Origin of the sequence: Enterobacter sp. GER_MD16_1505_Eko_090, assembly GCF_003331015.1 — a bacterium.
Taxonomy (GTDB): Bacteria; Pseudomonadota; Gammaproteobacteria; order Enterobacterales; family Enterobacteriaceae; genus Enterobacter; species Enterobacter roggenkampii.
Genome location: NZ_PUQF01000001.1, coordinates 314,868 through 341,067 on the forward strand (window position 1 = coordinate 314,868; position 26,200 = coordinate 341,067).

At 53.7% G+C, this 26,200-nt stretch carries 28 protein-coding genes; 9 read left to right on the forward strand and 19 right to left on the reverse strand.

The window, feature by feature from the left end; translation table 11 throughout:
* Positions 1-138 precede the first annotated feature (138 nt).
* Positions 139-1,299, forward strand: a complete 1,161-nt coding sequence (locus tag C6A40_RS01480) for a pyridoxal phosphate-dependent aminotransferase (protein WP_023343576.1) — start codon at positions 139-141, stop codon at positions 1,297-1,299.
* Here C6A40_RS01480 and C6A40_RS01485 read toward each other — a convergent pair whose 3' ends face one another.
* From C6A40_RS01485 to citR, 3 genes are all read right to left on the reverse strand, one after another.
* A complete protein-coding gene (locus C6A40_RS01485) occupies positions 1,300-1,926 on the reverse strand; it encodes an IbrB-like domain-containing protein (protein ID WP_032656202.1) in 627 nt (208 codons plus the stop codon). It lies immediately after the preceding gene.
* A complete protein-coding gene (locus tag C6A40_RS01490) occupies positions 1,911-3,134 on the reverse strand; it encodes a phosphoadenosine phosphosulfate reductase (protein ID WP_021242593.1) in 1,224 nt (407 codons plus the stop codon). Before C6A40_RS01490 ends, C6A40_RS01485 begins: the two co-directional genes overlap by 16 nt.
* A 157-nt stretch (positions 3,135-3,291) precedes the next feature.
* Positions 3,292-4,191 carry a DNA-binding transcriptional repressor CitR gene (citR, locus tag C6A40_RS01495; RefSeq protein WP_032663966.1) on the reverse strand — a complete coding sequence of 300 codons (900 nt, stop codon included), beginning with the start codon at positions 4,189-4,191 and terminating at the stop codon, positions 3,292-3,294.
* A 675-nt stretch (positions 4,192-4,866) separates the two neighbouring features.
* On the opposite strand from citR, the gene ahpC reads away from it, so the two are divergent.
* Positions 4,867-5,430, forward strand: a complete 564-nt coding sequence (ahpC, locus tag C6A40_RS01500) for an alkyl hydroperoxide reductase subunit C (protein ID WP_008501015.1) — start codon at positions 4,867-4,869, stop codon at positions 5,428-5,430.
* A gap of 187 nt (positions 5,431-5,617) precedes the next feature.
* On the forward strand, positions 5,618-7,183 hold the full coding sequence (ahpF, locus tag C6A40_RS01505) for an alkyl hydroperoxide reductase subunit F (protein ID WP_045335474.1): 1,566 nt from the start codon (positions 5,618-5,620) through the stop codon (positions 7,181-7,183).
* A gap of 61 nt (positions 7,184-7,244) precedes the next feature.
* Here ahpF and uspG read toward each other — a convergent pair whose 3' ends face one another.
* Positions 7,245-7,673, reverse strand: coding sequence for a universal stress protein UspG (gene uspG / locus C6A40_RS01510; protein ID WP_114191224.1), 429 nt, complete (start codon positions 7,671-7,673; stop codon positions 7,245-7,247).
* A 180-nt stretch (positions 7,674-7,853) separates the two neighbouring features.
* Between uspG and C6A40_RS01515 the strand changes: the two genes are divergently transcribed.
* Positions 7,854-9,092 carry a zinc-dependent alcohol dehydrogenase gene (locus C6A40_RS01515; RefSeq protein WP_021242589.1) on the forward strand — a complete coding sequence of 413 codons (1,239 nt, stop codon included), beginning with the start codon at positions 7,854-7,856 and terminating at the stop codon, positions 9,090-9,092.
* Positions 9,093-9,102: 10 nt separating this feature from the next.
* Here C6A40_RS01515 and yldA read toward each other — a convergent pair whose 3' ends face one another.
* Positions 9,103-9,192 carry a small membrane protein YldA gene (gene yldA, locus C6A40_RS25480; protein WP_008501020.1) on the reverse strand — a complete coding sequence of 30 codons (90 nt, stop codon included), beginning with the start codon at positions 9,190-9,192 and terminating at the stop codon, positions 9,103-9,105.
* Between the two features lie 139 nt (positions 9,193-9,331).
* Positions 9,332-9,742 carry a nucleoside diphosphate kinase regulator gene (rnk, locus tag C6A40_RS01520; protein WP_021242588.1) on the reverse strand — a complete coding sequence of 137 codons (411 nt, stop codon included), beginning with the start codon at positions 9,740-9,742 and terminating at the stop codon, positions 9,332-9,334.
* Positions 9,743-9,988: 246 nt separating this feature from the next.
* On the opposite strand from rnk, the gene C6A40_RS01525 reads away from it, so the two are divergent.
* Positions 9,989-10,606: a flavin reductase family protein gene (locus C6A40_RS01525; RefSeq protein WP_023326897.1), complete on the forward strand. Its 618-nt coding sequence runs from the start codon at positions 9,989-9,991 to the stop codon at positions 10,604-10,606.
* Here C6A40_RS01525 and rna read toward each other — a convergent pair.
* Positions 10,600-11,409, reverse strand: coding sequence for a ribonuclease I (gene rna / locus C6A40_RS01530; RefSeq protein WP_045335475.1), 810 nt, complete (start codon positions 11,407-11,409; stop codon positions 10,600-10,602). The two genes, C6A40_RS01525 and rna, sit on opposite strands and share 7 nt — an antisense overlap.
* Positions 11,410-11,503: 94 nt before the next feature.
* The gene (gene dcuC / locus C6A40_RS01535; RefSeq protein WP_021242585.1) at positions 11,504-12,871 is read right to left on the reverse strand and encodes an anaerobic C4-dicarboxylate transporter DcuC; all 1,368 of its coding nucleotides are present in this window, start codon (positions 12,869-12,871) and stop codon (positions 11,504-11,506) included.
* Positions 12,872-13,265: 394 nt separating this feature from the next.
* On the opposite strand from dcuC, the gene pagP reads away from it, so the two are divergent.
* A complete protein-coding gene (pagP, locus tag C6A40_RS01540; RefSeq protein WP_165473144.1) occupies positions 13,266-13,883 on the forward strand; it encodes a lipid IV(A) palmitoyltransferase PagP in 618 nt (205 codons plus the stop codon).
* Between the two features lie 190 nt (positions 13,884-14,073).
* Entirely contained in the window at positions 14,074-14,283 is a 210-nt protein-coding gene (cspE, locus tag C6A40_RS01545) for a transcription antiterminator/RNA stability regulator CspE (RefSeq protein WP_002439184.1), read from the forward strand.
* A gap of 219 nt (positions 14,284-14,502) precedes the next feature.
* Here cspE and crcB read toward each other — a convergent pair whose 3' ends face one another.
* On the reverse strand, positions 14,503-14,886 hold the full coding sequence (crcB, locus tag C6A40_RS01550; protein ID WP_114191225.1) for a fluoride efflux transporter CrcB: 384 nt from the start codon (positions 14,884-14,886) through the stop codon (positions 14,503-14,505).
* A 67-nt stretch (positions 14,887-14,953) separates the two neighbouring features.
* On the opposite strand from crcB, the gene C6A40_RS01555 reads away from it, so the two are divergent.
* Entirely contained in the window at positions 14,954-15,742 is a 789-nt protein-coding gene (locus C6A40_RS01555; protein WP_058657653.1) for a deaminated glutathione amidase, read from the forward strand.
* A gap of 125 nt (positions 15,743-15,867) precedes the next feature.
* On the forward strand, positions 15,868-16,071 hold the full coding sequence (tatE, locus tag C6A40_RS01560; RefSeq protein WP_008501031.1) for a twin-arginine translocase subunit TatE: 204 nt from the start codon (positions 15,868-15,870) through the stop codon (positions 16,069-16,071).
* A gap of 81 nt (positions 16,072-16,152) precedes the next feature.
* Here the strand turns inward: tatE and lipA are convergent, their stop codons facing one another.
* From lipA to rsfS, 10 genes are all read right to left on the reverse strand, one after another.
* Positions 16,153-17,118, reverse strand: a complete 966-nt coding sequence (gene lipA / locus C6A40_RS01565; protein ID WP_114191226.1) for a lipoyl synthase — start codon at positions 17,116-17,118, stop codon at positions 16,153-16,155.
* A 207-nt stretch (positions 17,119-17,325) separates the two neighbouring features.
* Positions 17,326-18,279: a YbeF family transcriptional regulator gene (locus tag C6A40_RS01570; RefSeq protein WP_021242582.1), complete on the reverse strand. Its 954-nt coding sequence runs from the start codon at positions 18,277-18,279 to the stop codon at positions 17,326-17,328.
* Positions 18,280-18,570: 291 nt separating this feature from the next.
* Entirely contained in the window at positions 18,571-19,212 is a 642-nt protein-coding gene (lipB, locus tag C6A40_RS01575) for a lipoyl(octanoyl) transferase LipB (protein ID WP_008501034.1), read from the reverse strand.
* 94 nt (positions 19,213-19,306) lie between these two features.
* Complete coding sequence (gene ybeD / locus C6A40_RS01580; RefSeq protein ID WP_003858718.1) at positions 19,307-19,570, reverse strand: DUF493 family protein YbeD; 264 nt, start codon at positions 19,568-19,570, stop codon at positions 19,307-19,309.
* Positions 19,571-19,676: 106 nt separating this feature from the next.
* Positions 19,677-20,888 (reverse strand): D-alanyl-D-alanine carboxypeptidase DacA, encoded by a 1,212-nt coding sequence (gene dacA / locus C6A40_RS01585; protein WP_008501035.1) that lies wholly within the window; start codon positions 20,886-20,888, stop codon positions 19,677-19,679.
* 139 nt (positions 20,889-21,027) lie between these two features.
* Entirely contained in the window at positions 21,028-22,140 is a 1,113-nt protein-coding gene (gene rlpA / locus C6A40_RS01590; RefSeq protein WP_039265956.1) for an endolytic peptidoglycan transglycosylase RlpA, read from the reverse strand.
* Positions 22,141-22,156: 16 nt separating this feature from the next.
* Positions 22,157-23,269, reverse strand: a complete 1,113-nt coding sequence (mrdB, locus tag C6A40_RS01595; RefSeq protein WP_008501037.1) for a peptidoglycan glycosyltransferase MrdB — start codon at positions 23,267-23,269, stop codon at positions 22,157-22,159.
* Positions 23,270-23,271: 2 nt separating this feature from the next.
* Positions 23,272-25,173: a peptidoglycan DD-transpeptidase MrdA gene (gene mrdA / locus C6A40_RS01600; RefSeq protein ID WP_045335477.1), complete on the reverse strand. Its 1,902-nt coding sequence runs from the start codon at positions 25,171-25,173 to the stop codon at positions 23,272-23,274.
* 28 nt (positions 25,174-25,201) lie between these two features.
* Positions 25,202-25,669, reverse strand: a complete 468-nt coding sequence (gene rlmH / locus C6A40_RS01605) for a 23S rRNA (pseudouridine(1915)-N(3))-methyltransferase RlmH (protein WP_003858701.1) — start codon at positions 25,667-25,669, stop codon at positions 25,202-25,204.
* Positions 25,670-25,672: 3 nt separating this feature from the next.
* Positions 25,673-25,990: a ribosome silencing factor gene (gene rsfS / locus C6A40_RS01610; protein ID WP_003858696.1), complete on the reverse strand. Its 318-nt coding sequence runs from the start codon at positions 25,988-25,990 to the stop codon at positions 25,673-25,675.
* Between the last annotated feature and the right edge of the window lie 210 nt (positions 25,991-26,200).

A 26,200-nucleotide genomic window follows, 5' to 3' on the forward strand; every position in this document is an offset into this window, starting at 1 on the left:
CTCCCGGGGATTCGTTCCCTTGCCGCCTTCCTGCAACTCGAATTATTTAGGGTATAGACGTCTAAGCGTCTTGATTGCCAAAGACTAACATCGTGTTATAGTGGCAGCAACATAAGTATTACAAGCAGGCACAACACAATGAGCATTAACGCCTTGATTCCGCAAAGTAAACTTCCCAACCTCGGTACCACCATCTTTACGCAGATGAGCGCCCTGGCGCAGCAGCACAACGCCATTAACCTTTCTCAGGGGTTCCCGGATTTCGACGGCCCGGCTTATCTGCAGGCGCGTCTGGCGTATCACGTGGCGCAGGGGGCGAATCAGTATGCGCCGATGACGGGCGTGCAGGCGCTGCGGGAAGCGATTGCCGATAAAACGGCTGAGCTGTATGGCCATAAGCCCGATGCGAACAGCGATATCACGGTGACGGCAGGGGCGACCGAAGCGCTGTATGCGGCCATCACCGCGCTGGTGCGCGCGGGGGATGAAGTCATCTGCTTTGATCCGAGCTACGACAGCTATGCGCCTGCGGTTGAACTCTCCGGCGGCGTGGTGAAACGCGTGGCGCTCCAGCCGCCGCATTTCCGCCCTGACTGGCAGGCGTTTGCTGCGCTGCTGAGTGACAAAACCCGTCTGGTGATCCTGAATACGCCGCATAACCCGTCGGCGACGGTGTGGCAAAAAGCCGATTTTGCCGCGCTGTGGCAGGCTATCGCCGAACGGGAAATTTACGTCCTGAGCGATGAAGTCTACGAGCACATCTGCTTTGCTGAGGAAGGGCATGCCAGCGTGCTGGCCCATCCGCAGCTTCGCGAGCGTGCAATCGCCGTCTCTTCGTTTGGTAAGACCTACCATATGACCGGCTGGAAGGTAGGATACTGCGTGGCTCCGGCGGCCATCAGCGCTGAGCTGCGCAAAGTGCATCAGTACCTGACGTTTGCCGTGAACACGCCGGCTCAGCTGGCGCTGGCGGATATGCTGCGCGCGGAACCCGCGCATTACCGCGAGCTGCCGCACTTCTATCGTGAACGTCGGGATCTGTTTGTGGCGGCGCTGAGCCAAAGCCGCCTGGAAATTTTGCCGTCTGAAGGAACCTATTTCCTGCTCGCCGACTACAGCGCGATTTCCGAACTGGACGACGTTAGCTTTTGCCAGTGGCTGACGAAAGAGGTCGGCGTGGCCGCCATTCCATTGTCGGTGTTCTGCGCCGATCCCTTCCCGCACAAGCTGATCCGCCTGTGCTTTGCGAAGCAGGAATCGACGCTGCTGGCGGCGGCGGAGCGTTTGAACACGCTCTGATTATTTCACCGTCCACGCTTCTGAGTAACGGCGGTCTGCAAACAGCTCCAGCAGACCGTTGATTTGCTTGAGGCGCAGCACCTCATCGCTGTCCATGCCCAGCTCTTTGCCTATTCGCTCATCATTCCAGCCGAGCTGTGCCAGTTCGCGCACGATATCTGACATGGCGTTGATTTGATGCCGACCCCGCGCCCGATTGTGGCGAATCGTGGCGGCCATACGGTCATGTTTATCCTGCCGGTGCTGGCGCAGGCAGGTGACGGGGAGATATCCCCTGAGCTGACGCTTCAACGCCGCCCGATTTTTGCCGATTTCGTGGCGATGAAAGCCATCCACAATTTCGTAGTGATGGGCTTCACTTTCCGTCACAACAATAGGTTGGGTGAATCCATCGAGTTCGAGCGACTTGCTGAGCAGCCGTTTTTCCGGAGGGGCAACGTTATTGGGGTTGTAGTCGTTAGCGATAATCGCGTCCTGTTTGATCCAGAGAACGCAGTCTATCGGTTGCTCGCGAAAAGGGCTGTTTTTATGGATCGCTTCGCGAAAGGCATTGATGGCAGTAATCCGATCCTCCTCGCAAAGTGACTGAAGGTACGTTTCGATCTCGGTAATTATTCTTTGTCGCATAAAATGCCCCACTCCTTGCGCTTCGCCTTCACTCGTTCGCTGTAGCGCTGATAATGTTTAGGTTTATTCGGGCTGAACGACAGCGCCCTGCACCAGTAGTCATTATTAAGTAATACCTTACAAATACGGCGCCATGAGGGGATGTCTTTGGCGCCGATATCGCCGTCCTGCGTCTCGGGGATATCCGGCATGCCTCTCTTCTGATACCAGTGCAGATAGATCGCGATTTTATTGCGGTAATGCTCAGCCGTGTTTTGCGGCATGCTGTTCAGCAGGAGCATGGCGTAGTCGCGCCAGCCGAGGTGATCGGGTTTGAGGATTTTCCGGTGGCCATAAAAGTGGTTGTCCTGCCCGGCGTAGAAGCCGCCGCTGCGCACGCCGCTGACGCGCTCGCACATGGCGGCCCAGCGCTCGGGCTCGAGAACGTGATAGAGCCAGAGTCCCTGGCGCTGTTCCGGGCCGAAGGGCTCGCAGATGCGCATATAGCGCGGCGGGACGCCCGCCTGAAACATGAGGTTGTAGAGCGGGTTATAGCTGCTTCCGGATTTTGCAAACCATGTCCAGATGTCTGCGGTTTTCCAGTCGTAAAGAGGATAGACGTACCAGGCGTGCCCGCCGGGCGCGGTGGTTGTCCAGGGCTTATCGTCCGCGAAGCGATGCTTGCGGTTGTTGGCGATGGTCAAAAATCGGTTGTAGGATTCATCGGCGCGAATGCCCACCAGCATGGCTGCCGGACGGTGCAGGGCAAACCAGTCGGAAAACGAGCGGACAAAGGCTTCAAAGGTCATTCCCGTCTGGTAAAAATCAAAATAATCCGCAGCGGTGATGGCGCCTTCCGGCGGCTGGCGCACCCAGCGCACGTCCGGCGCCCAGCATTGCCATTCAGGCTGATACTGTGAGAGGGAATTTTGCGTGGTCAGCGGAAGCGCCACCCAGTAAAAGTGCTCGATGACGTCCCGGTAGCCTTCGCGCAGCGCATTAACGTGCTCAATGGTGCAGGAGAACTGTGCTTCCCAGTCAATAAAAAGCACGCTGATTTTTCGTTTTTGCGCCCGGGCCATTTGCGCGGTGAGATGCAGCATGACGGTGGAGTCTTTGCCGCCGGAGAAGGAGACGCAGATGCGGGAAAAGGTGGCGAACGTCCAGCCGATGCGCTCCTGCGCGGCCTCCAGCACGTTAAGCTGCAGGGGATATTTATACAGTGACATGTTCAATCTCTTCCTGAGTATGACTGTCGGGGGCTTTTATTTACGCTGATTAACCATGAATAGTAAAGATATTAAGGAGAAACCGGAATAATAAGATCTTCCATTATCGAATTTGTTGCCAAAATGTAATTAAAAAGCCCTCAGGAAATATCGAAAATTATTCTGCTTCGATTTTTTCAATGAATTTCGAAAACACGCTGCTGTTTAGCGCTGAGCGATTGTAAAGCATATAAACATCTAATTGCGGAGTCTCAAAAGGCAAGGAAATGCTCTTCAGGTTGAGATGGTCTTTATATCGTTCAAACAATATTGTTGGTACAAAGCCTATTAAATCACTCACGCCAATAATATTCATAATCGAAAGCAGTGAGTCACTGCGGAAACAGACATTGCGTTCCGGAAGGAGAATGTTTGACTGCAGCTGGAACTCTTTTATGCCATTCTCCTGACTGCGCATCAGCGTGAATTTTTCCTGGCTGAGTTCCTCGAGCGTTGCGCTATCGCCGAGGCGGGGGTGATCTTTGCTGCACGCCACCTGTATTGAAAACTTCATAAAGCGGGTACAGACGATAGAGCGACTGTTAACCGGAGCAAAGCTAAACACCAGATCGGCCTTGCGGTAGGCGAGCAAATCCTCGGCTGACTCAGGGGATAAGACCACATCATTATGTTCTATGTCGTAATTCCCTTCGGCAAGCAGAGAGCTTAGCAGGCCGCCGAAGCGCCCATGGGCCACAATCTGCGGGCAGTAGATGACAAAGCTCTTTTTGATCTGCGCGTTATTCAGGATATTAATGGTTTGCTCAATGCTATTAAGGTTTTCTTCCAGATGGTGATGCAAATTGATCCCCACTGTCGTCGGGGTAATGCCTTTACCCGAACGAATAAAAAGCGGGTCATTCAGTTGCGCGCGCAGGCGTTGCAGGGACTGGCTCACTGCTGAGGGCGTGATATAGAGTGTTTCCGCTGCCTTGCTAATGCTAAGGTGCTGATAAATGCACTCAAAAATGACTAACAGATTAAGATCGAATTTTTTAAGGTCGTAAAGATTTGCCATAAATCATCCTGAGTGTGTTGTTGTCATCACATTACTGATAACTATAGTTCGAAGTTAATCATTTACAATCCTTGTGATTAACCTACTTAATTTGTTTTGAATACGAGCTTAATATATCACGAGGCTGGATTATTGAAATAGAACTTCAGCCGTTATTAAGATATTTTTATCTTTAAAACTTGCGGCGTTGTTCTCAAATAACCATTATTGGTTATACATTCGCTGTGACTCATTATTGTCACTTTCGTTCTGGCCACCAGGCAGACCACTTATTGCAACTCATTCTCATTATTAAGCCTCTCGTTGAGTCAGGCAGACGCGGAGGCTATTCGGTAAAACCTATCACAGCCATAGGGCGGAATGCCTGCGTGACGGATTGCCCAAACTGAAAACCGGTGCTGTAATCAAACCGCTGTTACGGCCTGAAATAAGGTATGTAGAGCGCAACGCAACGCCAGCCCAGGCTGGCACTGAAAGTTCCTGTGGAAAGTTCAGGTATCAGGGCCGCCCACCAGGGCGGCCTTTTTACGTTCAGGCTTTCCGTTAGTTCCGTTCACAAGGTTGTCTTGTTGGCGTTGTAAGGTTTGGCTGATTGATTTGATAAAGCATACGCATTAGCCCCGATGGATAAAGTTGGTTACCTTACATCTCAACGAAAACACGGAGGAAGTACAGATGTCTTTGATTAACACTAAAATTAAACCTTTCAAAAACCAGGCGTTCAAAAACGGTGAGTTCATCGAAGTAACCGAGAAAGATACCGAAGGTCGCTGGAGCGTCTTCTTCTTCTATCCGGCTGACTTCACCTTCGTTTGCCCGACCGAACTGGGCGACGTGGCTGACCATTACGACGAACTGCAGAAGCTGGGCGTAGACGTTTACTCTGTGTCTACCGATACCCACTTCACCCACAAAGCATGGCACAGCAGCTCTGAAACCATCGCCAAAATCAAATACGCGATGATCGGTGACCCGACTGGCGCCCTGACCCGTAACTTCGACAACATGCGTGAAGATGAAGGCCTGGCTGACCGTGCGACCTTCGTTGTTGATCCGCAGGGCATTATCCAGGCTATCGAAGTTACCGCTGAAGGTATCGGCCGTGATGCGTCTGACCTGCTGCGTAAAGTAAAAGCAGCGCAGTATGTCGCTTCTCACCCAGGCGAAGTGTGCCCGGCTAAATGGAAAGAAGGCGAAGCAACGCTGGCGCCATCTTTAGACCTGGTCGGCAAGATCTAAGTCTGTAAAGCCTGGCGGCGCTGCGCTTGCACAGGCCTACAGTATCGTAGGCCGGGTAAACGACGAGCCACCCGGCAATCAATGGGCGCACCCGCGCCCATTTCATTCCAGCACCATGATGCAAGTTGCATTCAGGCCGCCCGTATAAGGCAGCTTGCATGATGACGTTTTAAGAGAGGGAAGAACCATGCTCGACACCACGATGAAAACCCAGCTCAAGGCCTACCTTGAGAAACTGACCAAACCCGTTGAGCTGATTGCCACGCTGGACGACAGCGCGAAATCGGCAGAGATCAAGGAACTGCTGGCAGAGATCGCTGAACTGTCACCAAAAGTGACCTTCAAAGAGGATAACTCGCTTAACGTCCGTAAGCCGTCTTTCCTGATCACTAACCCAGGCTCTGAGCTGGGGCCGCGTTTTGCCGGCTCGCCGCTGGGGCATGAATTTACCTCGCTGGTGCTGGCGCTGCTGTGGACCGGCGGTCATCCGTCGAAAGAGGCGCAGGCGCTGCTGGAGCAGATCCGCGATATCGACGGTGATTATGAGTTTGAAACCTATTACTCGCTCTCCTGCCACAACTGTCCTGACGTGGTGCAGGCGCTGAACCTGATGTCGGTCCTCAACCCGCGCATCAAACACACGGCAATTGATGGCGGTACCTTCCAGAATGAAATCACCGATCGCAACGTGATGGGCGTTCCGGCGGTGTATCTGAACGGTCAGGAATTCGGCCAGGGCCGTATGACGCTGACGGAAATCGTCGCCAAAGTGGATACCGGTGCCGAAAAACGTGCCGCAGAAGCGCTGAACAAACGTGATGCCTATGACGTGCTGATTGTCGGTTCCGGCCCTGCGGGTGCGGCGGCGGCAGTGTACTCCGCACGTAAAGGGATCCGTACCGGTCTGATGGGCGAACGTTTTGGTGGCCAGGTACTGGATACCGTGGACATTGAAAACTATATCTCCGTGCCGAAAACCGAAGGCCAGAAGCTGGCCGGCGCGCTGAAGGCGCACGTCAGCGATTACGACGTGGACGTGATCGACAGCCAGAGCGCCAGCAGGCTGGTACCTGCTGCGGTTGAGGGGGGGTTACACCAGATTGAAACCGCCTCCGGCGCGGTGCTGAAAGCGCGCAGCATCATCATTGCCACCGGCGCGAAATGGCGCAACATGAACGTGCCGGGCGAAGATCAGTACCGTACCAAAGGCGTGACCTACTGCCCGCACTGCGACGGCCCGCTGTTTAAAGGTAAGCGCGTGGCGGTGATCGGCGGCGGAAACTCCGGCGTGGAAGCGGCTATCGATCTGGCGGGGATTGTTGAACATGTAACCCTGCTGGAGTTCGCGCCAGACATGAAGGCCGACCAGGTTCTGCAGGATAAAATGCGTAGCCTGAAAAACGTCGACATCGTGCTGAACGCGCAGACCACGGAAGTGAAGGGCGACGGCAGCAAGGTGACCGGTCTGGAATACCGCGACCGCGTGAGCGGCGACGTGCACAGCGTGCAGCTTTCAGGGATCTTCGTGCAGATTGGTCTGCTGCCAAACACCACCTGGCTGGAAGGGGCGATTGAGCGCAACCGCATGGGCGAAATCATCATCGATGCCAAGTGTGAAACCAGCGTGAAGGGCGTGTTTGCGGCCGGCGACTGCACCACCGTGCCGTACAAACAGATTATTATCGCCACGGGCGAAGGGGCGAAGGCGTCTCTGAGCGCGTTCGACTACCTGATTCGCACCAAAACCGCATAAGAAAAGAAAGTAAGGCTACACCTGCAATAGCGAGAGGCCACCGAAAGGTGGCCTCTTTTTTTTATTTGACGACCATCACCGGTATATGGGTGTGGCGGATGACGCTGGAGGCGTTAGAGCCCAGCAGATGCGTGGTAATGGACGGGTTACGCGAACCGATAACCACCACGTCTGCCTTCAGCTCGTTCGCCAGCTCATTGACCGCATCACGTACGCTGCCGAATCTGACGTGCGTTTTGATCCGTGAAGGGTCGATGCTGAAGTGGCTGACCATGGTTTGCAGGCGATTTTCCGCCTCGTGCTGCAAATGTTCCTCGAAGCGACGCACATCGGCGGCAAAGCGGTGCAGGCTCAGGCTGGCGGAGCCTGGCAGCACGTGTAGCAGATGGATGACACCGTCCTGCTGCGCCAGAAACTCCGCGTGGCGTACGGCCTTGTCGCTCAGCTCCATTTCAAAAACATCAACCGGCATAATGATTCTCTGATACATACCCGTTTCTCCTTGTTTATAAACGCTGTACTCATTCAACCACAAAATAGTCATGGTTTCTGTAAGCGCTCCGTCAGTTTTCTTATCTTGCCAGGATAAATCTCAAAAGACCCGTATTCACAGGCAGACCTTCAGGGGTAGCTACCCTTATACACTTACCCGGAACCTTTCGGAGGTCGCATGAAAGCACTTACGTATCACGGTCCACACCATGTTCGCGTCGAGAATGTCCCCGACCCCATCATCGAACAGCCCGACGATATTATTCTGCGCGTCACGGCCACGGCTATCTGCGGCTCCGATTTGCATCTCTACCGCGGAAAGATCCCGAAGGTGCAGCACGGCGATATTTTTGGCCATGAGTTTATGGGGGAAATCGTCGAGTGCGGCGCAGAGGTGAAGAATTTGCAAAAGGGCGATCGCGTGGTGATCCCCTTTGTTATCGCCTGCGGGGACTGTTTCTTCTGTCGCCTCCAGCAATACGCGGCCTGTGAGAGTACCAACGCCGGGCAGGGTGCCGCACTGAACAAAAAGCAAATTCCCGCGCCTGCGGCGCTGTTTGGCTATAGCCACCTCTACGGCGGCGTGCCGGGGGGACAGGCGGAATACGTTCGCGTGCCAAAGGGTAACGTCGGGCCGTTTAAAGTCCCGCAGCTTCTTTCTGATGACAAAGCGCTGTTCCTGTCCGACATTTTGCCCACGGCCTGGCAGGCGGCAAAAAATGCACAGATTGAAAAAGGCTCAAGCGTAGCCGTTTTTGGCGCCGGGCCGGTGGGGCTACTGACCATTGCCTGTGCGCGGCTGCTGGGGGCTGAGCAGATTTTTGTTATCGATCACCATCCGTACCGGTTGCGATTTGCCGAGGCGCGCTATGGCGCTATCCCCATCAACTTCGATGATGACAACGACGCGGCGGAAAAAATCATCGAGCAGACCGCGGGCCAGCGCGGCGTTGACGCCGTGATTGATGCAGTCGGGTTTGAAGCGAAAGGCAGCACCACGGAAACGATCCTCAGCAATCTTAAAATCGAAGGCAGCAGCGGCAAAGCGTTGCGTCAGTGCATTGCTGCCGTGCGTCGCGGCGGGGTGGTCAGCGTACCCGGCGTATACGCAGGGTTTATCCATGGCTTCCTGTTTGGCGATGCCTTTGATAAGGGGCTGACGTTTAAGATGGGCCAGACGCACGTCCATGCCTGGCTGGGTGAACTGTTACCGCTGATCGAAAAAGGGCTGCTTACGCCGGAAGAGATCGTGACCCATTATCTCCCCCTTGCGGATGCGGAACGCGCCTATAAGATTTTCGAAAAACGGGAGGAGGAGTGCCGGAAGGTGATTCTGGTCCCGGGCGCAGAGACCCCCGAAGCCGCAGAGCAGACCGTTAAAGGGCTGGTGAATGCCTTCCCGGGCGGGGTTGCCTGAGAATGTTCGCTTACCAGTGGCGTTCAAGATAGAGCACGGCCGTGACGATAATCGCCACAAAAATCAGAAAGATAAGTGTGATAACGCCTATCTCACTCATGACCGTCCCCGCGGCACCAAAACAGGTTAAGCGTGGATTAAGGCCATTTTGCGCGGTATAGGAAAATTGGGTGAATTTGCGGAAAGAGGATGCGGCTGCATCCTCTGTGCAAAGCGGGTAGGCGCTTATTCAGAAGAGATTAACGCAGGTAATCGCCCGCGGCTTCTGGCTGGTAGAGCAGCTCCAGCACTTCCAGATGGGTCGAGGCGCCACCCGGTAATTCCCAGTGGATCGTATCCCCCGTACGCAGTCCCAGCAGTGCGGCACCCACAGGGGCCAGAACAGAAAGCTGTGTGCTGCTGTCGGTCATCTGAGCCGGGTATACCAGCGTACGGGTCAACTCTTCACCGGTGGTCAGGTTGCGGAATTTCACCTGGCTGTTCATGGTGACCACGTCATGCGGTATCGTCTCAGGCGTGCACATCTGTGCCCGGTCGAGCTCCTCATTCAGGGCGTCGGCCACGGGGAGCGAGGCGAACTCCGCTTTTTCCAGCAGCCTGTCGATACGTTCTGCGTCGAGCTCATTGATGATAATGGTAGGTCTGGACATTTTTTACTCCATGTCGTTAATGCTGCGTCTAACGCAGAAACTGATCCAAAAGAAAACCCTCGCCGTCTGGCAGCGAGGGTTTAACTCTCCCGATGATACTGGCTGAGCGCGCAAGTTTGAAGTGATGAAAGTCACATTCATGGGCCATATGAATTTTCGCTGAAATTTATTCAGTCTTCATTCCTGACGGAATACGTTACGCTGAGTGTCCTGAACCCGGGCGTTGCCCATCAACGAGAGAGAATTATGTACTTCTATCAACCGTCTCAGGGGCACGGCCTGCCGCATGACCCGCTGAACGCCATTATTGGTCCACGTCCGATAGGCTGGATCTCCTCTTGCGACAAAGCCGGTCAGCTGAACCTTGCACCGTACAGTTTCTTCAACTGCTTTAACTACCGCCCGCCGATCATCGGCTTTTCCAGCAACGGCTGGAAGGACAGCGTGCGTAATATTACGGAAACCGGGGAATTTGTCTGGAACCTGGCAACGCGCGATCTCGCACAGGCGATGAATCAAACCTCCGCGATGCTTCCCCACGATCGGGATGAATTTAGCTTTGCCGGGCTCACGCCAGCGGCCAGCCAGCTGGTTAACGCCCCCCGCGTTGCAGAAAGCCCGGTGAATTTTGAGTGTCGACTGTCCCAGTGCATTCAGCTTACCGGAGCCGACGGTACGCCGGTGGACACGTGGCTGGTGCTGGGGGAAGTGGTCGGTATCCATATTGCCGAAACGCTGCTGGAAGAGGGGATATACCAGACGGCGAAAGCGCAGCCCATCCTGCGTGCGGGTGGGCCGACGGCGTACTATGGCATCAGCGATGAACACCGGTTTGATATGGTGCGCCCGGGCGCGGATCAGTAACCGGCTTTATCAATCACGAATTGTTTACCGCAGTTACCCGGATGTGGCTGCGGGGCAAATGAGGTCGCAGAAAGCGGATTGTTAATGGCGTCAGCCTTCAGTGAAATCTGCATCTCGGTCAGATAAGCCGGATTGCCGTTGCAGGTCAGCTTGAACGCTTTAACGTTCTCCTTGCCCCAGCTTTTGGCTACGGCACTGTCAAAGTCGCTGCGACTGACGGGTTTTCCGTAGTTATTGGCAAGGAATTTACCGACCGCACTGTTTTTAACTTCCTGATTCATCCGCACCATCGTGCCGAAATAGGCATCCGGATCGAAACCAAAGCAGACGCCATGTTTGGCGTATTCGTAGCGTTCCAGGCAGGAATTACCGCCCGCACCCGGCATCACGTCGTTGAGCTTAGCGGCAGCGGAAAGCGACAGTCCGGTTTCGGCGGCATCGCATTTGCGGCTGGCCTTCACTTCCGGCATGTTCGGAATGGGGCGCGTGGCGCAGCCAAAACGCATCCAGCGACGTTCATCCACCCCGCGTGCGGCAATGGATTTCGGCAGGCCGGGCCATAGCCCGTGAACGGTCAGAAAATCGGCTTTATTTTCGCGCTCTTTTTGCAGGCGACATTCGTCAGGTTCATTGCGGTTGCGCTCGACCATGCTCTGGCAAAAACCGGTTTGCCAGGACAGGGCCAGCACATAGCGATCGAAATCGCCATACTGGGTTGCCTTGAGCGGTTCTGCGTGCGTGGAGAAAACACAGAGGGCAAGCGCGATTGCCCCAGACGGGATAACGATATCCTTCCTGAACATATGATTTCCTGATCGAATGAGCGTGATTGATTTCTGGGGGTTATTAAAGCACAAAAAGCGCCCGCAGGCGCTTTCTGGATATCAGGAATTTAGCTTAGGCTGCGCCGGGCACCAGCACTTCCGTGGCGATAATCACGATAATCAGCCCAACCATAACGGGCACTGAGGTGCGTTTTACCACTTCAAATGGCGAGATTTTTGCCATCCCGGCAACGGCGACGACCACGCCCGATACCGGGGAAATGGTACGGCCCAGGTTTGACGCCTGCAGCATGGGAATGGAGAGATAGGCCGGGTTAATACCGGAGGAGTGGGCCAGTTTCGGGATCATCTCCACGAAAGCGTAGAAAGGCGCATTGCCGGAACCGGTGGTCATGGCCGCCAGCATGGTGAGTACCACCAGGACCAGCATCAGGATAATACTGGCCGAGCCGAACGAGGTGGCGATAGAGATCAGGCTCTGGATAAAGCCGATGGTGCTCAGACCCTGAGCAAAAACGCCCGCTGCCACCAGCAGCATCACCACGCCAGCGAAGGCATCCGCCATACCGCGATAGGCGACTTCCAGACCCGAGAACACCTTTTGCGTGTTGAAACCGCGCACAAACTCCAGCACGGCAGCCAGCAGCATGCAGATCACCAGAATGGTGATGATGTGCAGCTGCGGGCCCCATTTGCCGTCAAAAATCAGCACTCCGATAATCGGCGTGAAGGGCAGAATGGCATAAAACGCGGGTGCGGTAGTGGTGATCTCACTCACGTCCATCATCTCGTGGCTGATGTTTTCTTTCTTATCCAGATAGCGCTGCCAGAAGAAATGCGCGATTCCCATTCCCACAATGGCGACAATAGAGATTGGCAGCGTGGTTTTAAAGGCGAAGTCGATGAGCGACATCTCCGCAGCCTTTGCCGCCAGCACAACGTCGCCGGAGGTCGGGGAGAGAATAATGGCTGCCGGAGACGCGCAAATGGCTGCTGCCGCGCCGCGGCTGATACCGACGTTCACCATGACCGGGAACAGCGTGGCCATGAGCAGTACGCCAAGTCCGGTTGCCGACGACACGGCCAGCGACATCAGGCAGGCGAGGAAATAGGCGGCGACCATCAGCAGATAGGGTGAGTTGATGTACTGCAGCGGTTTTGAGGCAAGCTTAACGACCATGTCGTTGGCACCGATATGGGTCATGTAGGCGGCAAAACCGCACAGCATCATGATCATCATACCCAGGTCGCCGCCGCGGCTCATGAGTAATATCTTAATGTATTCAACAATATCAGTGGCGGTGTAACCCGTACTGGTTGCACTGGCAGGTAATACCTGATGTCCCATTATGGCGCTGATAATCAGCAGCGTTAAACCGCCAACAAATAATACGCCCGTGGCCGAATAGCCTTTAATGATGTAGCGTGCGACACCGACAATGACGACGACCCCAATAAGGAGTTCGAATAACGTAAGCATGATTTCCCCTGTATCTCTGCTGCAATGGAGCACAAAAAATCAATAAAAATAAGAAGGATGAAAATGTGCCGAATAAATGGCCTGTTCTTGCTGATTAAAATCAATAAACAGACGACTAGAGAGCAGAACAACCGTGTTTTTGCCATGGCTCTTACATTTACGCCATGAGAGTCTTGACCGCCAGAAATAGCGCAATATGTCCTTACAATGATAACAGATTGTTAATATTTTGTGTAATTCAGCATGTTGCTGATATACAAGGCTAAACAGGTTAAAGGCTCACTCTGAATGTGCTTATTCAAACTTGCGGTCCAGTTTATTGAGAATATTCCCGGAAAAAGGCCGAATAATTAGGAATAACGCTGATGTCGTTAAGCCTTGATTCAACTACTTTATGGTAAACTTTGCCACGAATACTAAGAATGGTAATTGCATTGTGATCGTACGTAATACATTTTTCTCAATTTTATTGTTTATTTTTGGGCAGTTAACGTTTTCTTCTGTTGCACAGGCAGAGGACAACGCGACGGATAAAGGGTGGTTCTCAACCTTTACGGATAATGTCTCTCAGACCTGGACGGCGCCCGAACATTATGATCTCTATGTTCCGGCAATAACGTGGCATGCGCGTTTTGCTTACGACAAAGAGAAAACCGATAAATATAACGAGCGTCCGTGGGGCGCTGGTTTCGGTCAGTCGCGCTGGGATGATAAGGGAAACTGGCATGGCATCTATCTGATGGCCTTTAAAGACTCCTTTAATAAATGGGAGCCGATTGGGGGCTACGGCTGGGAGAAAACCTGGCGCCCGCTAGCCGACGAGAACTTCCATGTCGGGTTGGGCTATACCGCGGGGGTCACCGCGCGTGACAACTGGAACTACATTCCGATCCCGGTGCTGCTGCCGTTGGCCTCTATCGGTTACGGCCCCGCAACGTTCCAGATGACCTACATCCCGGGCACGTACAACAACGGTAACGTTTACTTCGCCTGGATGCGTTTTCAGTTTTAACTGAAAAAACGTTACCTGTTGGTGATAAAACGCGCAGCCGTTGATTCATAAACGATAAAAATCTGCCAGTGAAAATTAACGCGACTTTAGTCACTTTTTATCAAAGATCCGCTGGACAAAAGGTCTCACAATTGATGTACTGGTAACCGACACAGCATTTGTGTCGTTTTTTAATGTAAAGGTAATTTTGATGTCTAAGATTAAAGGTAACGTTAAGTGGTTTAATGAGTCCAAAGGATTCGGTTTCATTACTCCTGAAGATGGCAGCAAAGACGTGTTCGTACACTTCTCTGCAATCCAGTCTAATGGTTTCAAAACTCTGGCTGAAGGTCAGCGTGTAGAGTTCGAAATCACTAACGGTGCCAAAGGCCCTTCTGCTGCTAACGTAATCGCTCTGTAATCCAGACGCGTCAGCAAGAATTTCAAAACCCGCTCACTGAGCGGGTTTTTTTCGTTTTGAATCAGCCAAGCAGATACATTTTCAGGAAGCTGGCCACGATCAGCACGCTTAACAACACCATGCCTGCGCTCATCAGACTCTGTTTCATTCTGTCACCCTCGTTCAGTACTGCATCCAGAGTGACAGAGAAAAATTAAGCCAACATTAACGGTTCGGCTGTTAATGCGCGCTTGCAGAAGAAAATAGCCAAAATGCGATCCCCGTCATCGCAAAGGAGCCGAGCATATTGATCGCCATATTCATCAGCGCCCAGCCGATACGGCCTTCCTGAAAGAGAAAAACCGTTTCCGCAGAAAAGGTTGAGAAGGTGGTTAACCCGCCGCAGAATCCGGTGGTAATCAGGACTTTCCACATTGGGTCAATGTGTGTCATTCGGTTAAACCAGGCCAGCCCCATGCCAATGATAAAGGCACCTATCAGGTTTGCAGCCAGCGTCCCCATGGGAATCGCATGATGCAGGGGGTTAAACCGCATACTGAGAAACCATCGCGCAACGCTACCCGTTCCCCCACCAATAAAAACGGCTAAAAGTAGTTGTAACACGCTAAATACCTGCTATTTGATGTGTAAGAGAAGCGAGTTTAACGCCGTTTATGATGAGGGGACAAATATGTATGTTGCGGTAGGGCAATTTGCGGTCACGCCTGACTGGCAGGCTAACGCGATAAAATGCGTCAATCTGATGATGCAGGCCCAACAGAAAGGCGCGTCGCTGCTGGTGCTTCCTGAGGCGCTGCTGGCCAGGGATGATAATGACCCGGATTTATCCGTGAAGTCCGCGCAGCAGCTGGACGGTGAATTTTTACAGCAATTGCTCGCCCAGAGTGTGGGCAATACGATGACGACGATCTTAACAATCCATGTTCCCTCTACGCCGGGTCGGGCGGTGAATACGCTGGTGGCGATTCGCGGCGGAGCCATAGTCGCACGTTACGCCAAGCTCCATCTTTATGATGCCTTCAGCATTCAGGAATCACGGCGCGTCGACCCAGGAGACCGTGTTCCGCCGCTGCTGGAGATTGACGGATTAAAGGTTGGGCTGATGACCTGCTATGACCTGCGTTTTCCGGAGCTGGCACTCCATCTGGCGCTACAGGGGGCGGACGTGCTGGTTCTGCCTGCCGCGTGGGTTAAAGGGCCGTTAAAAGAACATCACTGGGCAACGCTGCTGGCGGCACGCGCGCTGGATACCACCTGCTATGTCGTTGCTGCAGGAGAATGCGGAACGAAGAACATCGGGCAAAGCAGGGTGGTCGATCCGCTGGGTGTGACGATAGCCGCCGCTGCGGAAGCCCCGGATTTGCTGGTGGCAGAGATAAACATAGACAGAATTGCGCTTGCACGTCAGCAATTACCTGTTCTTCGCAATCGTCGGTTTGCGCCACCGCAATTATTGTGATGTTTTTTTCAACAATGCTTGATTCACCTTGTTACAGATTGCTATTGTGTGCACGCGCTAAATGACCGTTAATACAGTCAGGTTTTGGCGCTGAATGCAGCCTGTTTTAAGTAAAGAAGGTATCTATGGGTGAGATTAGTATTACCAAACTGCTGGTGGTTGCCGCACTGGTCGTCCTGCTGTTTGGTACCAAGAAGTTACGCACGCTGGGTGGTGACCTGGGGGCTGCCATCAAAGGCTTTAAGAAAGCAATGAACGACGATGATACAGCCGCGAAGAAAAGCGCTGAGGATGATGTCCCGGCAGACAAGCTTTCTCACAAAGAGTGACAGCAACGCCTGCGGGCTTGCGAAAAAAAACCGGCTCATGAGGCCGGTTTTTTTGTATTACTGTAAATGAATATTACAGCATTATTTAACTTCTTCGCCTTTTGCCTGCATATCTGCATGGTAGGAGGAGCGAACAAACGGGCCGCATGCGGCGTGAGTAAAGCCCATCGCCAGCGCTTCGGCTTTCATTTCATCAAACTCGTCCGGGCTCACGTAGCGCTGTACCGGCAGGTGGTGACGGCTTGGCTGCAGATACTGGCCCAGAGTCAGCATGGTTACACCGTGGCGGCGAAGATCGCGCATCACCTCGATGATTTCATCGTTAGTTTCACCCAGACCTACCATCAGACCTGACTTGGTCGGAATATGCGGATGCGCTTCTTTGAAGCGTTCCAGCAGTTTCAGAGACCAGTTATAGTCAGCGCCCGGGCGGACCTGACGATAGAGACGCGGTACGTTTTCCAGGTTGTGGTTAAACACATCTGGCGGCGTCGCGGTCAGGATATCCAGCGCGCGGTCCATACGGCCGCGGAAGTCTGGCACCAGCGTCTCGATTTTGATGTTTGGGCTTTTCTCGCGAATGGCCGTAATACAGTCAGCGAAGTGCTGCGCTCCGCCGTCGCGCAGATCGTCACGGTCAACGGACGTGATAACCACGTAACGCAGCGCCATGTCGGCGATGGTCTGCGCCAGCTTCTGGGGTTCGTTAGCATCAGGTGCGACCGGACGGCCATGAGCAACATCGCAGAACGGGCAGCGGCGGGTACAGATAGCACCCAGAATCATAAACGTCGCGGTACCGTGATTGAAACATTCAGCAAGGTTCGGACAAGAGGCTTCTTCACAAACGGAGTGAAGGTCATTCTTGCGCATCGCCGCTTTGATCCCCTGGATTCGCGAAGAGTCGGCCGGAAGTTTGATTTTCATCCATTCCGGTTTTCTTAACAGCGCCTCGCGCTCTGTAGCCACGTTTTTAACCGGGATAAGGGCCATTTTATCGGCATCGCGGTATTTAACACCGCGTTCCATCACAATGGGTTTACTCATAGCGTGCGTGTTCCAGTTGCGAATATCGAAGGAAAGCGTTTCAATTCAAGGGAATGTTGTATTTATCAACTATTTTTGAACGAACGACAGGCAGTATATCATTGAAACGGTCGTTAAAGCAGCCTGCCAGATCGCCAATTTGTAAAATAGTTGTTGTTTTGTGCCTTTTGCCCTGTCTGTCGCAGGGGCTTATGCTGGCTCAACCTGTCAGAAGGCCTGACGGATAATGCGGATGACGTTTTCCAGAACCGGATCGCGCAAGCTCAGCTTGTTGTAATGCAGTGAAATTTCAATAGATTCCGCATTAAGCTGGCTGAGGGGGATACTGTCCAGCGGCCAGCATTTCCGGAGCAGGCTGTACAGGCGCGATGGCATGATGCACAGCATATCGCTGCTGCCTATCAGGGATGCGGTGGTGAACATATTGTAACTGCTGAAGCTGATCTGACGTTCCGGGAAAATTTCATCAATACGCTGACGAAGGCCATGGTTGGACTGCCCTTCGGTCATGAAAGACGAGTGGTCGTAGTTGCGCAGGTTTTCGATGGTCAGCGGCTCGCTGAGGGCAGGATGCTGCTGACGGCAAACCAGTACCAGGTTATCCGCATAGAGCACATTTTGCCCCAGCGCTCTGGCGCTGAAGCTGCCGCTTTCAATAATCAGGTCCGTCTGGAACTGGGCAAGCTGAACGTCAGGTTCATGGAGAGGCACATTGCGAAGCAGGAGCTGCGGAGCATGCTCTTTTACGGCCTGGAAGATCGCAGGCATGACCAGCACACCCACCGAAGGGGAACAGCCGATGGTGATGGTTCTCTGCTTATCGTAGCTCCCGGTTAAATCCAGTGCGCCCAGAATCGACTCCAGCCCCTGGCTGATGTACTCATGGAGATGCGTGGCGTAGGCCGTCGGCGTTACCCCCTGGCCCTTACGGATAAATAACGGGTCAGGAAATATAGCGCGTAGCTTTTGGATTGACTGGCTTATTGCTGATGGCGTGAGATTAAGAATTTTCGCAGCGTTAACGATACCCTTATGGACATATACTGCCTCAAAAATAGTCAGTAAATTGAGATCAATATTACGTAAAGTCCGAAAAATTTGCGGCTTGTCTTCGCCACCAGGTTCATTCAGTCGTTTGGCTGGTAAATTATTATACTCCACGCTTTCACTCCGTATACATTCACAATATGAATGATAGTTGAATTTATTTATTATGCTTGTAGAGATTCGTAAAGTGTTGGTTTTGTTTCATTTGTTTATCAAAAGCAAACACTTGTGTGATAATTGCTCACGTTACTTATGCCGTGTTTGCCGTGCATGCTGGAGGCTAAATAATATGTAGCGGTAATATTCGGGCGCTTCGAAAATATAGAATCTATGGATTATTGTAAAGTGCAAAAACGGTAAATAGACAGTGGCCCGTCAAATTAGCGAGCCCTGTTGTACGATATATTAAGCAGGGATATATTCGTGCGGGGGATTGTTAAGTAGTGCTAACACGTTCTTCAAAAGCACGGGACGAATCGTGTCTGGCGTAGCGGTTTCTACCCACTGGCGCATTTGCGTCATTTCCATGCCGGCGTAGCCGCAGGGGTTTATGCGCTGGAAAGGCGCGAGATCCATATTAATATTCAAGGCCAGGCCATGGAATGAGCAGCCTTTACGAATACGCAGCCCCAGAGAGCAGATCTTCATTTCCCCAACGTAGACCCCAGGCGCATCGGCCCGCGGATGCGCGTCAATCCCGTATTCCGCCAGCGTATTGACGACTGTCTGTTCCAGTAAGGTAACCAGTTCACGCACGCCGAGCTTTCTGCGCTTCAGATTGAGCAGGACGTACATTACCTGCTGCCCGGGACCATGGTACGTGACCTGACCGCCGCGATCGCTCTGGATAACCGGAATATCGCCCGTCATTAATAAATGTTCTGCTTTTCCCGCCTGACCCTGCGTAAAGACCGGCAGGTGTTCGACCAGCCAGATCTCATCGGGGGTAGTGTCATCGCGTGAATCGGTGAAGTCATGCATAGCCTGGGAGACAGGCTCGTAAGGTTGCAGCCCGAGGTGACGGACCAGAATTTTATCCTGATACAAAACTGCGTCTCCGAAGACGAGGGACAAAAGGTATGTGGGAGTATATCACAGCGGGGAGAGGGGTTACCCGGCAAACCGGGTAACCGCAAAGGGACTACAGCACCATACGAACGATTTCGATATTGCCGAGCTCTTCGTACAGCGTCTCAACCTGCTCAATGTGTGTCGCAGTGATGGTAATAGAAACCGAGTGGTAGTTGCCCTTGCTGCTTGGTTTTACTGACGGAGAGTAGTCACCCGGCGCATGGCGCTGTACCACTTCAACCACCTGATCAACCAGCTCAGGTTTCGCCAGACCCATTACTTTGTAGGTAAATGGGGTAGGGAATTCAAGCAGTTCGTTAAGTTTGGTTTTCATGTCAGCTCCGGCGTAACGTCAAAAAATAATAACTCCCACGTCAGGTGGGAGTTATCAGGATACTTAGTATATGGGGATCAAAATCACACTTTCAAGTGTTCGATTTTTAACCAAACCAGTGGTGGAACATCAATTTAATATAATCAATGATTTTGCCGAAGAAATTGCCTTCAGGAATTTCTTGCAGGACCACCAGCGGGCGCTGATCGATCGTTTTGCCATCCAGCTGGAAGTTGATCGTGCCCACAACCTGATTTTTCTGCAGCGGGGCGTGCAGCTCGGTGCTGTTCAGGACGTAGCTGGCTTTCAGATCCTTCATACGACCGCGCGGAATGGTCAGGTAGAGGTCTTTATCAACGCCGAGAGAAGCACGGTCGTTGTCACCGAACCAGACCGGTTCAGACGCAAACTCTTTGCCTGCTTTCAGTGGATTCACGGTTTCGAAGAAACGGAAGCCCCAGGTCAGCAGCTTCTTGCTTTCTGTTTCACGGCCTTTAAAGGTGCGGCCACCCATCACGGCAGAGATCAGACGCATCTGGCCTTCAGTGGCGGAGGCGACCAGGTTGTAGCCCGCTTTGTCGGTGTGACCCGTTTTGATGCCGTCAACGTTCAGGCTGTTATCCCACAGCAGGCCGTTACGGTTGGTCTGACGGATACCGTTGAAGGTGAACTCTTTCTCTTTATAGATAGAGTACTCATTAGGGACATCGCGGATCAGCGCCTGACCAATCAACGCCATGTCACGTGCCGAGCTGTACTGACCGTCTGCGTCCAGGCCGTGTACGGTCTGGAAATGGCTGTTTTTCAGACCCAGCGCGTTCACGTAGCTGTTCATCAGGCCTACGAAGGCATCCTGACTACCGGCGGCGAAATCGGCCATCGCTACGCAGGCATCGTTACCCGACTGCAGGTTGATACCGCGAATCAGCTGGGAAACAGGAACCTGCATACCCGGTTTCAGGAACATCAGAGAGGAACCCTTAAAGACCGGGTTCCCGGTTGCCCACGCATCGTTACCGATGGTGACCAGATCCGTTTCTTTGAATTTACCTGCCTTCATCGCCTGGCCGATAACGTAGCTGGTCATCATTTTGGTCAGGCTGGCCGGGTCACGGCGGGCATCGGCATTCTGTTCTGCCAGCACTTTGCCAGAGTTGTAATCGATCAGGATGTAGGATTCCGCGTCGATTTGCGGAACGCCAGGGATCATGGTCTTGATATTCAGGTCATCGGCGTGAGCTGCAGAGAGCGCAGCCGCGCAAAGGGCCGTGGTCAGCGCCATGCGCTGCACAAAACGAGCAGAAAAAGTGGTCTTCATGGTCAGAACTACGACATCCGTGATGGAATTAAAAAAAGTGCCTTACTATAGCAAATGCTATTCAGGCAGGCATCCGACTTTAAGCATGAGTTTGTGAATGTGTTTTACACAAACTGACAATTCGGATACCGCCGGTTAATTATTTCGCAACAGCGATAAATGACTGAAGCTGAGCTTCATTCTGCAGACGCTGCTGCAGGGAGGCTGCCTGCGATTTGCTGGCAAACGGCCCCATCTGAATGCGCCAGACAGCACCGTTCTGCTCAACGCGTCCTGGTACGCCAAACTGCTGGCTCAGACGCTGCTGATACTGTTTAGCCCGGGCCTGATCGCTCACAGCACCGACCTGAACCACATAGCTGCCGCTGGCCGCTGTTGGAGCCGCCACCGCGGCACTTTGCGTGGCCGCGGGCGCCGTTACGGGAGCCGACTGGGTCGCTGGTGCAGCAACGGGAGCGGGGGCTGGGGTAGGTTCACTGCCTTCCAGCACGCCCGAGGCTAAGGTCGTCGGTGCGCCAAGAAAGCCGCTGCTCTTTACCGGTGCGCCCGTTGAATCGTCGCTTTGCAGCGTGTCGTTGCTGATTGGGCGTATTTCTCCCCCCGGCTGAGCAGGCTCGGCCGGAGAAGAGACGCTGCCCATTCCCCCGTCAAGATTTGGGCGGTCGGGAAGGGCATAAGTCTGTTTCGCCACCGTCGTACACGCGGTACCCGGCCCGGAGAGGGAGCCATCCTGCGCCACGATAATCGGGTCAATACGGACTTTGGTGTTGTTCGAGGTATTCAGGCGATCGGCAGATGCGCGCGACAGGGAGATCACCCGGTCATTTCCGTACGGGCCGCGGTCGTTGATACGCACGACGATCATGCGGCCGTTTGCCAGGTTGGTGATACGAGCATAGCTCGGGATCGGCAGCGTCGGATGTGCCGCCGTCAGCTGCATGGGGTCGAACGTCTCTCCGGAGGCCGTCAGGTTACTGCCTGGCTCGGCATCATAAATGGCGGCAAAGCCCGCCTGGCTGAAACGGGAAGGATCCTGAACAATTTTATAGCTTTTGCCGTCGCGCTCGTAATCCTGATTGGCACTGGCATTCAGCGGTTCATAAACGGGATCGGCACCGCTGATTTCTACGATCGGGCCATTACACACCGCAGGCTGCGGCGGCGCGACGGTTGCCTGTTGCTGACCATCATCACTAGTACAGGCCGCAAGTAAACTTGCCGCAATGCAGATCCCCAGCCACTGCTTACGCATTCCGATCCCCTTATTTTTATACGCTTTTTGACAACATTTTTCTGTGGGTATGGATCGACATCACGATACCAAACCCGGCCATCAACACGATCAGTGCCGAGCCTCCGTAACTCACCAGCGGCAGCGGTACGCCTACCACCGGCAGAATACCACTCACCATACCAATATTTACGAAGACATAAACGAATAAAATCAGCATCAACCCGCCAGCCATGACGCGACCAAAGGTCGTTTGCGCGCGTGCTGCAATCCACAATCCCCGCATGATCAGCAGAACGTATAGGGCCAGGAGTATTAAGATGCCCACCAGCCCCAGCTCTTCCGCCAGGACGGCAAAGATAAAGTCGGTGTGGCGTTCCGGTAAAAATTCCAGCTGCGACTGCGTGCCGTGCAGCCAGCCTTTACCGCGCAGGCCGCCGGAGCCAATCGCAATCTTGGACTGAATAATATGATAGCCCGCGCCCAGCGGATCGGTTTCCGGATCGAGCAGCATCATGACGCGCTGGCGCTGGTAATCGTGCATCAGGAAGAACCAGAGAATAGGGATGAACGCCGCAATCAGCACTACCGCGATACCAATCAGGCGCCAGCTCAGGCCCGACAGGAACAGGACAAACAGGCCGGAGAGGGCGATGAGGATAGAGGTACCCAGGTCAGGCTGTGCCGCAACCAGCAGCGTTGGCAGGAAAATCAGCACCAGCGCGATGGCGGTATTCTTCAGCGACGGCGGGCAGACGTCGCGGTTGATAAAGCGTGCCACCATTAAGGGCACGGCGATTTTGGCAATTTCCGAAGGCTGAAAGCGGACAATGCCCAAATCCAGCCAGCGTTGCGCCCCTTTTGAAATGGCGCCAAACGCATCGACCGCAACCAGCAAAATAATACAGAAGATGTAGAGGTAGGGCGCCCAGCCTTCGTAGACGCGCGGCGGGATCTGCGCCATCACCACCATAATGATCAGGCCCATGGCGATCTGGCCGATTTTGCGCTCCATCATCCCGATGTCCTGGCCGCTGGCGCTCCAGATAACCAGCGCGCTGTAAACCAGCAGAGCCAGCAGGATCAGCAGCATGGCTGGGTCGATGTGGATTTTGTCCCACAGCGATTTTTTGTTTGGATTATCCGTCATGATTATTGGTCCTCCGCCGCAGCGGCGGCCGGGTTTTCAGCCGGCAGTTCGGTGTTGTTATCACCCAGCATAATGTGGTCAAGGATCTGGCGCATGATGGTCCCTACTGCAGGCCCGGCACCGCCGTTCTCCAGAATCATCGCCACCGCGACCTGCGGGTTGTCATAAGGGGCAAACGCCGTCATCAGCTTGTGGTCACGCAGACGTTCGGCAATGCGGTGCGCGTTATAGGTTTCGTTGGCTTTCAGGCCAAAGACTTGCGCAGTACCGGACTTCGCCGCCACTTTGTACGGCGTACCGGCGAAATACTTGTGTGCGGTACCGTTCGGGCGGTTTGCCACGCCGTACATACCGTCTTTTGCGATTTCCCAGAAGCCGGAATGAATGTCACCCACCGGCGCTTCGTGCGGCTGGTTCCACGGCACTTTTTTGCCGTCTTCAACCGTACTCTGCAGCAGGTGAGGCACTTTCACCACGCCGTCATTGATGAGGATCATCATGGCTTTGTTCATCTGAAGCGGCGTTGCCGTCCAGTACCCCTGACCGATACCCACCGGAATGGTGTCGCCCTGATACCACGGTTTTTTAAAGCGCTTCAGCTTCCATTCGCGCGTCGGCATGTTGCCGGAGCGTTCTTCCGCAAGGTCAACGCCGGTGTAGTGTCCGTAGCCGAATTTGCTCATCCACTCTGACAGGCGGTCGATCCCCATGTCATATGCCACCTGATAGAAGAAGGTATCCGCAGACTCCTCCAGCGATTTGGTGACGTTCAGATGACCGTGGCCCCATTTTTTCCAGTCGCGATAGCGCTTTTCTGAACCGGGCAGCTGCCACCAGCCCGGGTCAAACAGGCTGGTATTGCGGTTAATGACGCCAGCGCTCAGTGCCGAGACCGCCACGTACGGTTTAACCGTGGATGCCGGCGGGTAAACCCCTTGCGTCGCGCGGTTCACCAGCGGCGTGTTGGGGTCATTCAGCAGACCGGAGTAGTCTTTACTGGAAATGCCGTCAACAAACAGGTTCGGGTCATAGCTTGGCATAGACACCATCGCCAGGATGCCGCCGGTGCGGGGATCGGTGACCACAACGGCTGCGCGGCTGCCCGCCAGCAGGGTTTCAATATACTGCTGCAGCTTAAGGTCGAGGGTCAGATAGACGTCATGCCCCGCCTGAGGCGGCACTTCTTTAAGCTGGCGAATCACGCGGCCACGGTTGTTAACCTCAACCTCTTCATAGCCGGTTTGCCCGTGCAGGACATCTTCGTAGTAGCGTTCAATACCGAGCTTACCGATGTCGTGCGTTGCGGCGTAGTTCGCCAACTTGCCGTCTTTATCGAGGCGGTCGACGTCTTTGTCGTTAATCTTGGAGACGTAGCCAATCACATGCGTCAGCGCGGAGCCGTAGGGGTAGTAGCGACGCTTGTACCCCTTTACTTCCACGCCGGGGAAACGGTACTGATTCACCGCAAAGCGGGCCACCTGGACTTCCGTCAGGTTGGTTTTAACCGGGATGGAGGTGAATCGGTGTGAGCGGGCGCGCTCTTTTTTGAAGGCGGCGATATCGTCGTCGTTAAGGTCGACAACGCTTTTCAGCGCTTCCAGCGTATCCTGAACATTATCGACTTTTTCCGGCATCATCTCGATTTGATAGATGGTGCGGTTTAACGCCAGCGGGGTGCCGTTGCGATCGTAAATAATGCCGCGGCTGGGCGCGATAGGCACCAGCTTGATACGGTTTTCGTTGGAACGCGTCTGGTAGTCGGTAAAACGGACAATTTGCAGATTATAAAGGTTGGCGATCAGCACGCCGGTAAGCAGCAAAATCCCGATGAAGGCGACCAGCGCCCGGCGCACAAACAGCGCGGACTCAGCCGTATAGTCGCGAAAAGAATTCTGTAGTTTCATCCGCTGCTTAATCTACCCTGGTCAGTCATTACTCGCGGTGATAGGGGTGGTTGGTAGTAATGCTCCACGCGCGATACAGGCTTTCTGCCACCAGTACCCGAACGAGCGGGTGGGGAAGCGTCAGCGCGGAGAGGGACCAACTTTGTTCTGCTGCCGCTTTGCAGGCAGGGGATAACCCTTCGGGTCCGCCAATCAACAGACTGACGTCACGGCCATCCTGCTTCCAGCGCTCTAGTTCGTGCGCCAGCTGCGGCGTATCCCAGGGTTTTCCTGGAATATCGAGGGTGACGATGCGGTTTTTGCCAGCGGCAGCCAGCATCAGTTCGCCCTCTTTATCGAGAATACGTTTGATATCGGCGTTCTTGCCGCGCTTACCGGCGGGGATTTCCACCAGTTCGAACGGCATGTCTTTTGGAAAACGACGCAGATATTCAGTAAAACCGGTTTGTACCCAGTCCGGCATTTTGGTGCCGACGGCGACCAGCTGCAACTTCACGCATTAACCCCAGAGTTTTTCCAGCTCATACAGGCGACGGCTCTCTTCCTGCATGACGTGGACAATCACATCGCCGAGATCGACAACCACCCAGTCAGCCGTCGCTTCACCTTCAACGCCGAGCGGCAACAGCCCTGCAGCACGTGATTCCTGTACCACGTGATCGGCAATTGAAACAACATGACGTGTGGACGTACCGGTGCAGATGATCATGCAGTCGGTAATACTGGATTTACCCTTAACGTCGATAGCGATGATGTCCTGACCTTTCAGGTCATCAATTTTGTCAATAACAAAATCCTGGAGTGCTTTACCCTGCAAGTTTTCCCCCTGGGGTGAATGAGATTGTAAAACGTTGAATTCGTAGCCAGACAGTATACCTGAACTCATGCCTGTGTCGGGACAAAAGTCTCCGGTCGGGCTTTTGAAGGCGGGTATCATCCCACCCTCTGCCTGAGATTGCATCGCCATTTTTGTAAAACAATTTCTGTAAAGCAATCATCGGCGGGAAAGTCTGGCAGCGGAGAATAA

What these genes read in the sequence shown, in the direction of transcription:
- C6A40_RS01485 (WP_032656202.1), bottom strand. Translation starts at nt 1,926, where the DNA reads ATGCGACAAAGAATAATTACCGAGATCGAAACGTACCTTCAGTCACTT.
- C6A40_RS01480 (WP_023343576.1), top strand. Translation starts at nt 139, where the DNA reads ATGAGCATTAACGCCTTGATTCCGCAAAGTAAACTTCCCAACCTCGGT.
- lipA (WP_114191226.1), bottom strand. Translation starts at nt 17,118, where the DNA reads ATGAGTAAACCCATTGTGATGGAACGCGGTGTTAAATACCGCGATGCC.
- C6A40_RS01515 (WP_021242589.1), top strand. Translation starts at nt 7,854, where the DNA reads ATGAAAGCACTTACGTATCACGGTCCACACCATGTTCGCGTCGAGAAT.
- ahpC (WP_008501015.1), top strand. Translation starts at nt 4,867, where the DNA reads ATGTCTTTGATTAACACTAAAATTAAACCTTTCAAAAACCAGGCGTTC.
- citR (WP_032663966.1), bottom strand. Translation starts at nt 4,191, where the DNA reads ATGGCAAATCTTTACGACCTTAAAAAATTCGATCTTAATCTGTTAGTC.
- dcuC (WP_021242585.1), bottom strand. Translation starts at nt 12,871, where the DNA reads ATGCTTACGTTATTCGAACTCCTTATTGGGGTCGTCGTCATTGTCGGT.
- C6A40_RS01555 (WP_058657653.1), top strand. Translation starts at nt 14,954, where the DNA reads ATGTATGTTGCGGTAGGGCAATTTGCGGTCACGCCTGACTGGCAGGCT.
- ybeD (WP_003858718.1), bottom strand. Translation starts at nt 19,570, where the DNA reads ATGAAAACCAAACTTAACGAACTGCTTGAATTCCCTACCCCATTTACC.
- C6A40_RS01490 (WP_021242593.1), bottom strand. Translation starts at nt 3,134, where the DNA reads ATGTCACTGTATAAATATCCCCTGCAGCTTAACGTGCTGGAGGCCGCG.
- C6A40_RS01525 (WP_023326897.1), top strand. Translation starts at nt 9,989, where the DNA reads ATGTACTTCTATCAACCGTCTCAGGGGCACGGCCTGCCGCATGACCCG.
- pagP (WP_165473144.1), top strand. Translation starts at nt 13,266, where the DNA reads ATGGTAAACTTTGCCACGAATACTAAGAATGGTAATTGCATTGTGATC.
- ahpF (WP_045335474.1), top strand. Translation starts at nt 5,618, where the DNA reads ATGCTCGACACCACGATGAAAACCCAGCTCAAGGCCTACCTTGAGAAA.
- dacA (WP_008501035.1), bottom strand. Translation starts at nt 20,888, where the DNA reads ATGAAGACCACTTTTTCTGCTCGTTTTGTGCAGCGCATGGCGCTGACC.
- cspE (WP_002439184.1), top strand. Translation starts at nt 14,074, where the DNA reads ATGTCTAAGATTAAAGGTAACGTTAAGTGGTTTAATGAGTCCAAAGGA.
- mrdB (WP_008501037.1), bottom strand. Translation starts at nt 23,269, where the DNA reads ATGACGGATAATCCAAACAAAAAATCGCTGTGGGACAAAATCCACATC.
- rnk (WP_021242588.1), bottom strand. Translation starts at nt 9,742, where the DNA reads ATGTCCAGACCTACCATTATCATCAATGAGCTCGACGCAGAACGTATC.
- yldA (WP_008501020.1), bottom strand. Translation starts at nt 9,192, where the DNA reads ATGAGTGAGATAGGCGTTATCACACTTATCTTTCTGATTTTTGTGGCG.
- rlpA (WP_039265956.1), bottom strand. Translation starts at nt 22,140, where the DNA reads ATGCGTAAGCAGTGGCTGGGGATCTGCATTGCGGCAAGTTTACTTGCG.
- tatE (WP_008501031.1), top strand. Translation starts at nt 15,868, where the DNA reads ATGGGTGAGATTAGTATTACCAAACTGCTGGTGGTTGCCGCACTGGTC.
- rna (WP_045335475.1), bottom strand. Translation starts at nt 11,409, where the DNA reads ATGTTCAGGAAGGATATCGTTATCCCGTCTGGGGCAATCGCGCTTGCC.
- mrdA (WP_045335477.1), bottom strand. Translation starts at nt 25,173, where the DNA reads ATGAAACTACAGAATTCTTTTCGCGACTATACGGCTGAGTCCGCGCTG.
- uspG (WP_114191224.1), bottom strand. Translation starts at nt 7,673, where the DNA reads ATGTATCAGAGAATCATTATGCCGGTTGATGTTTTTGAAATGGAGCTG.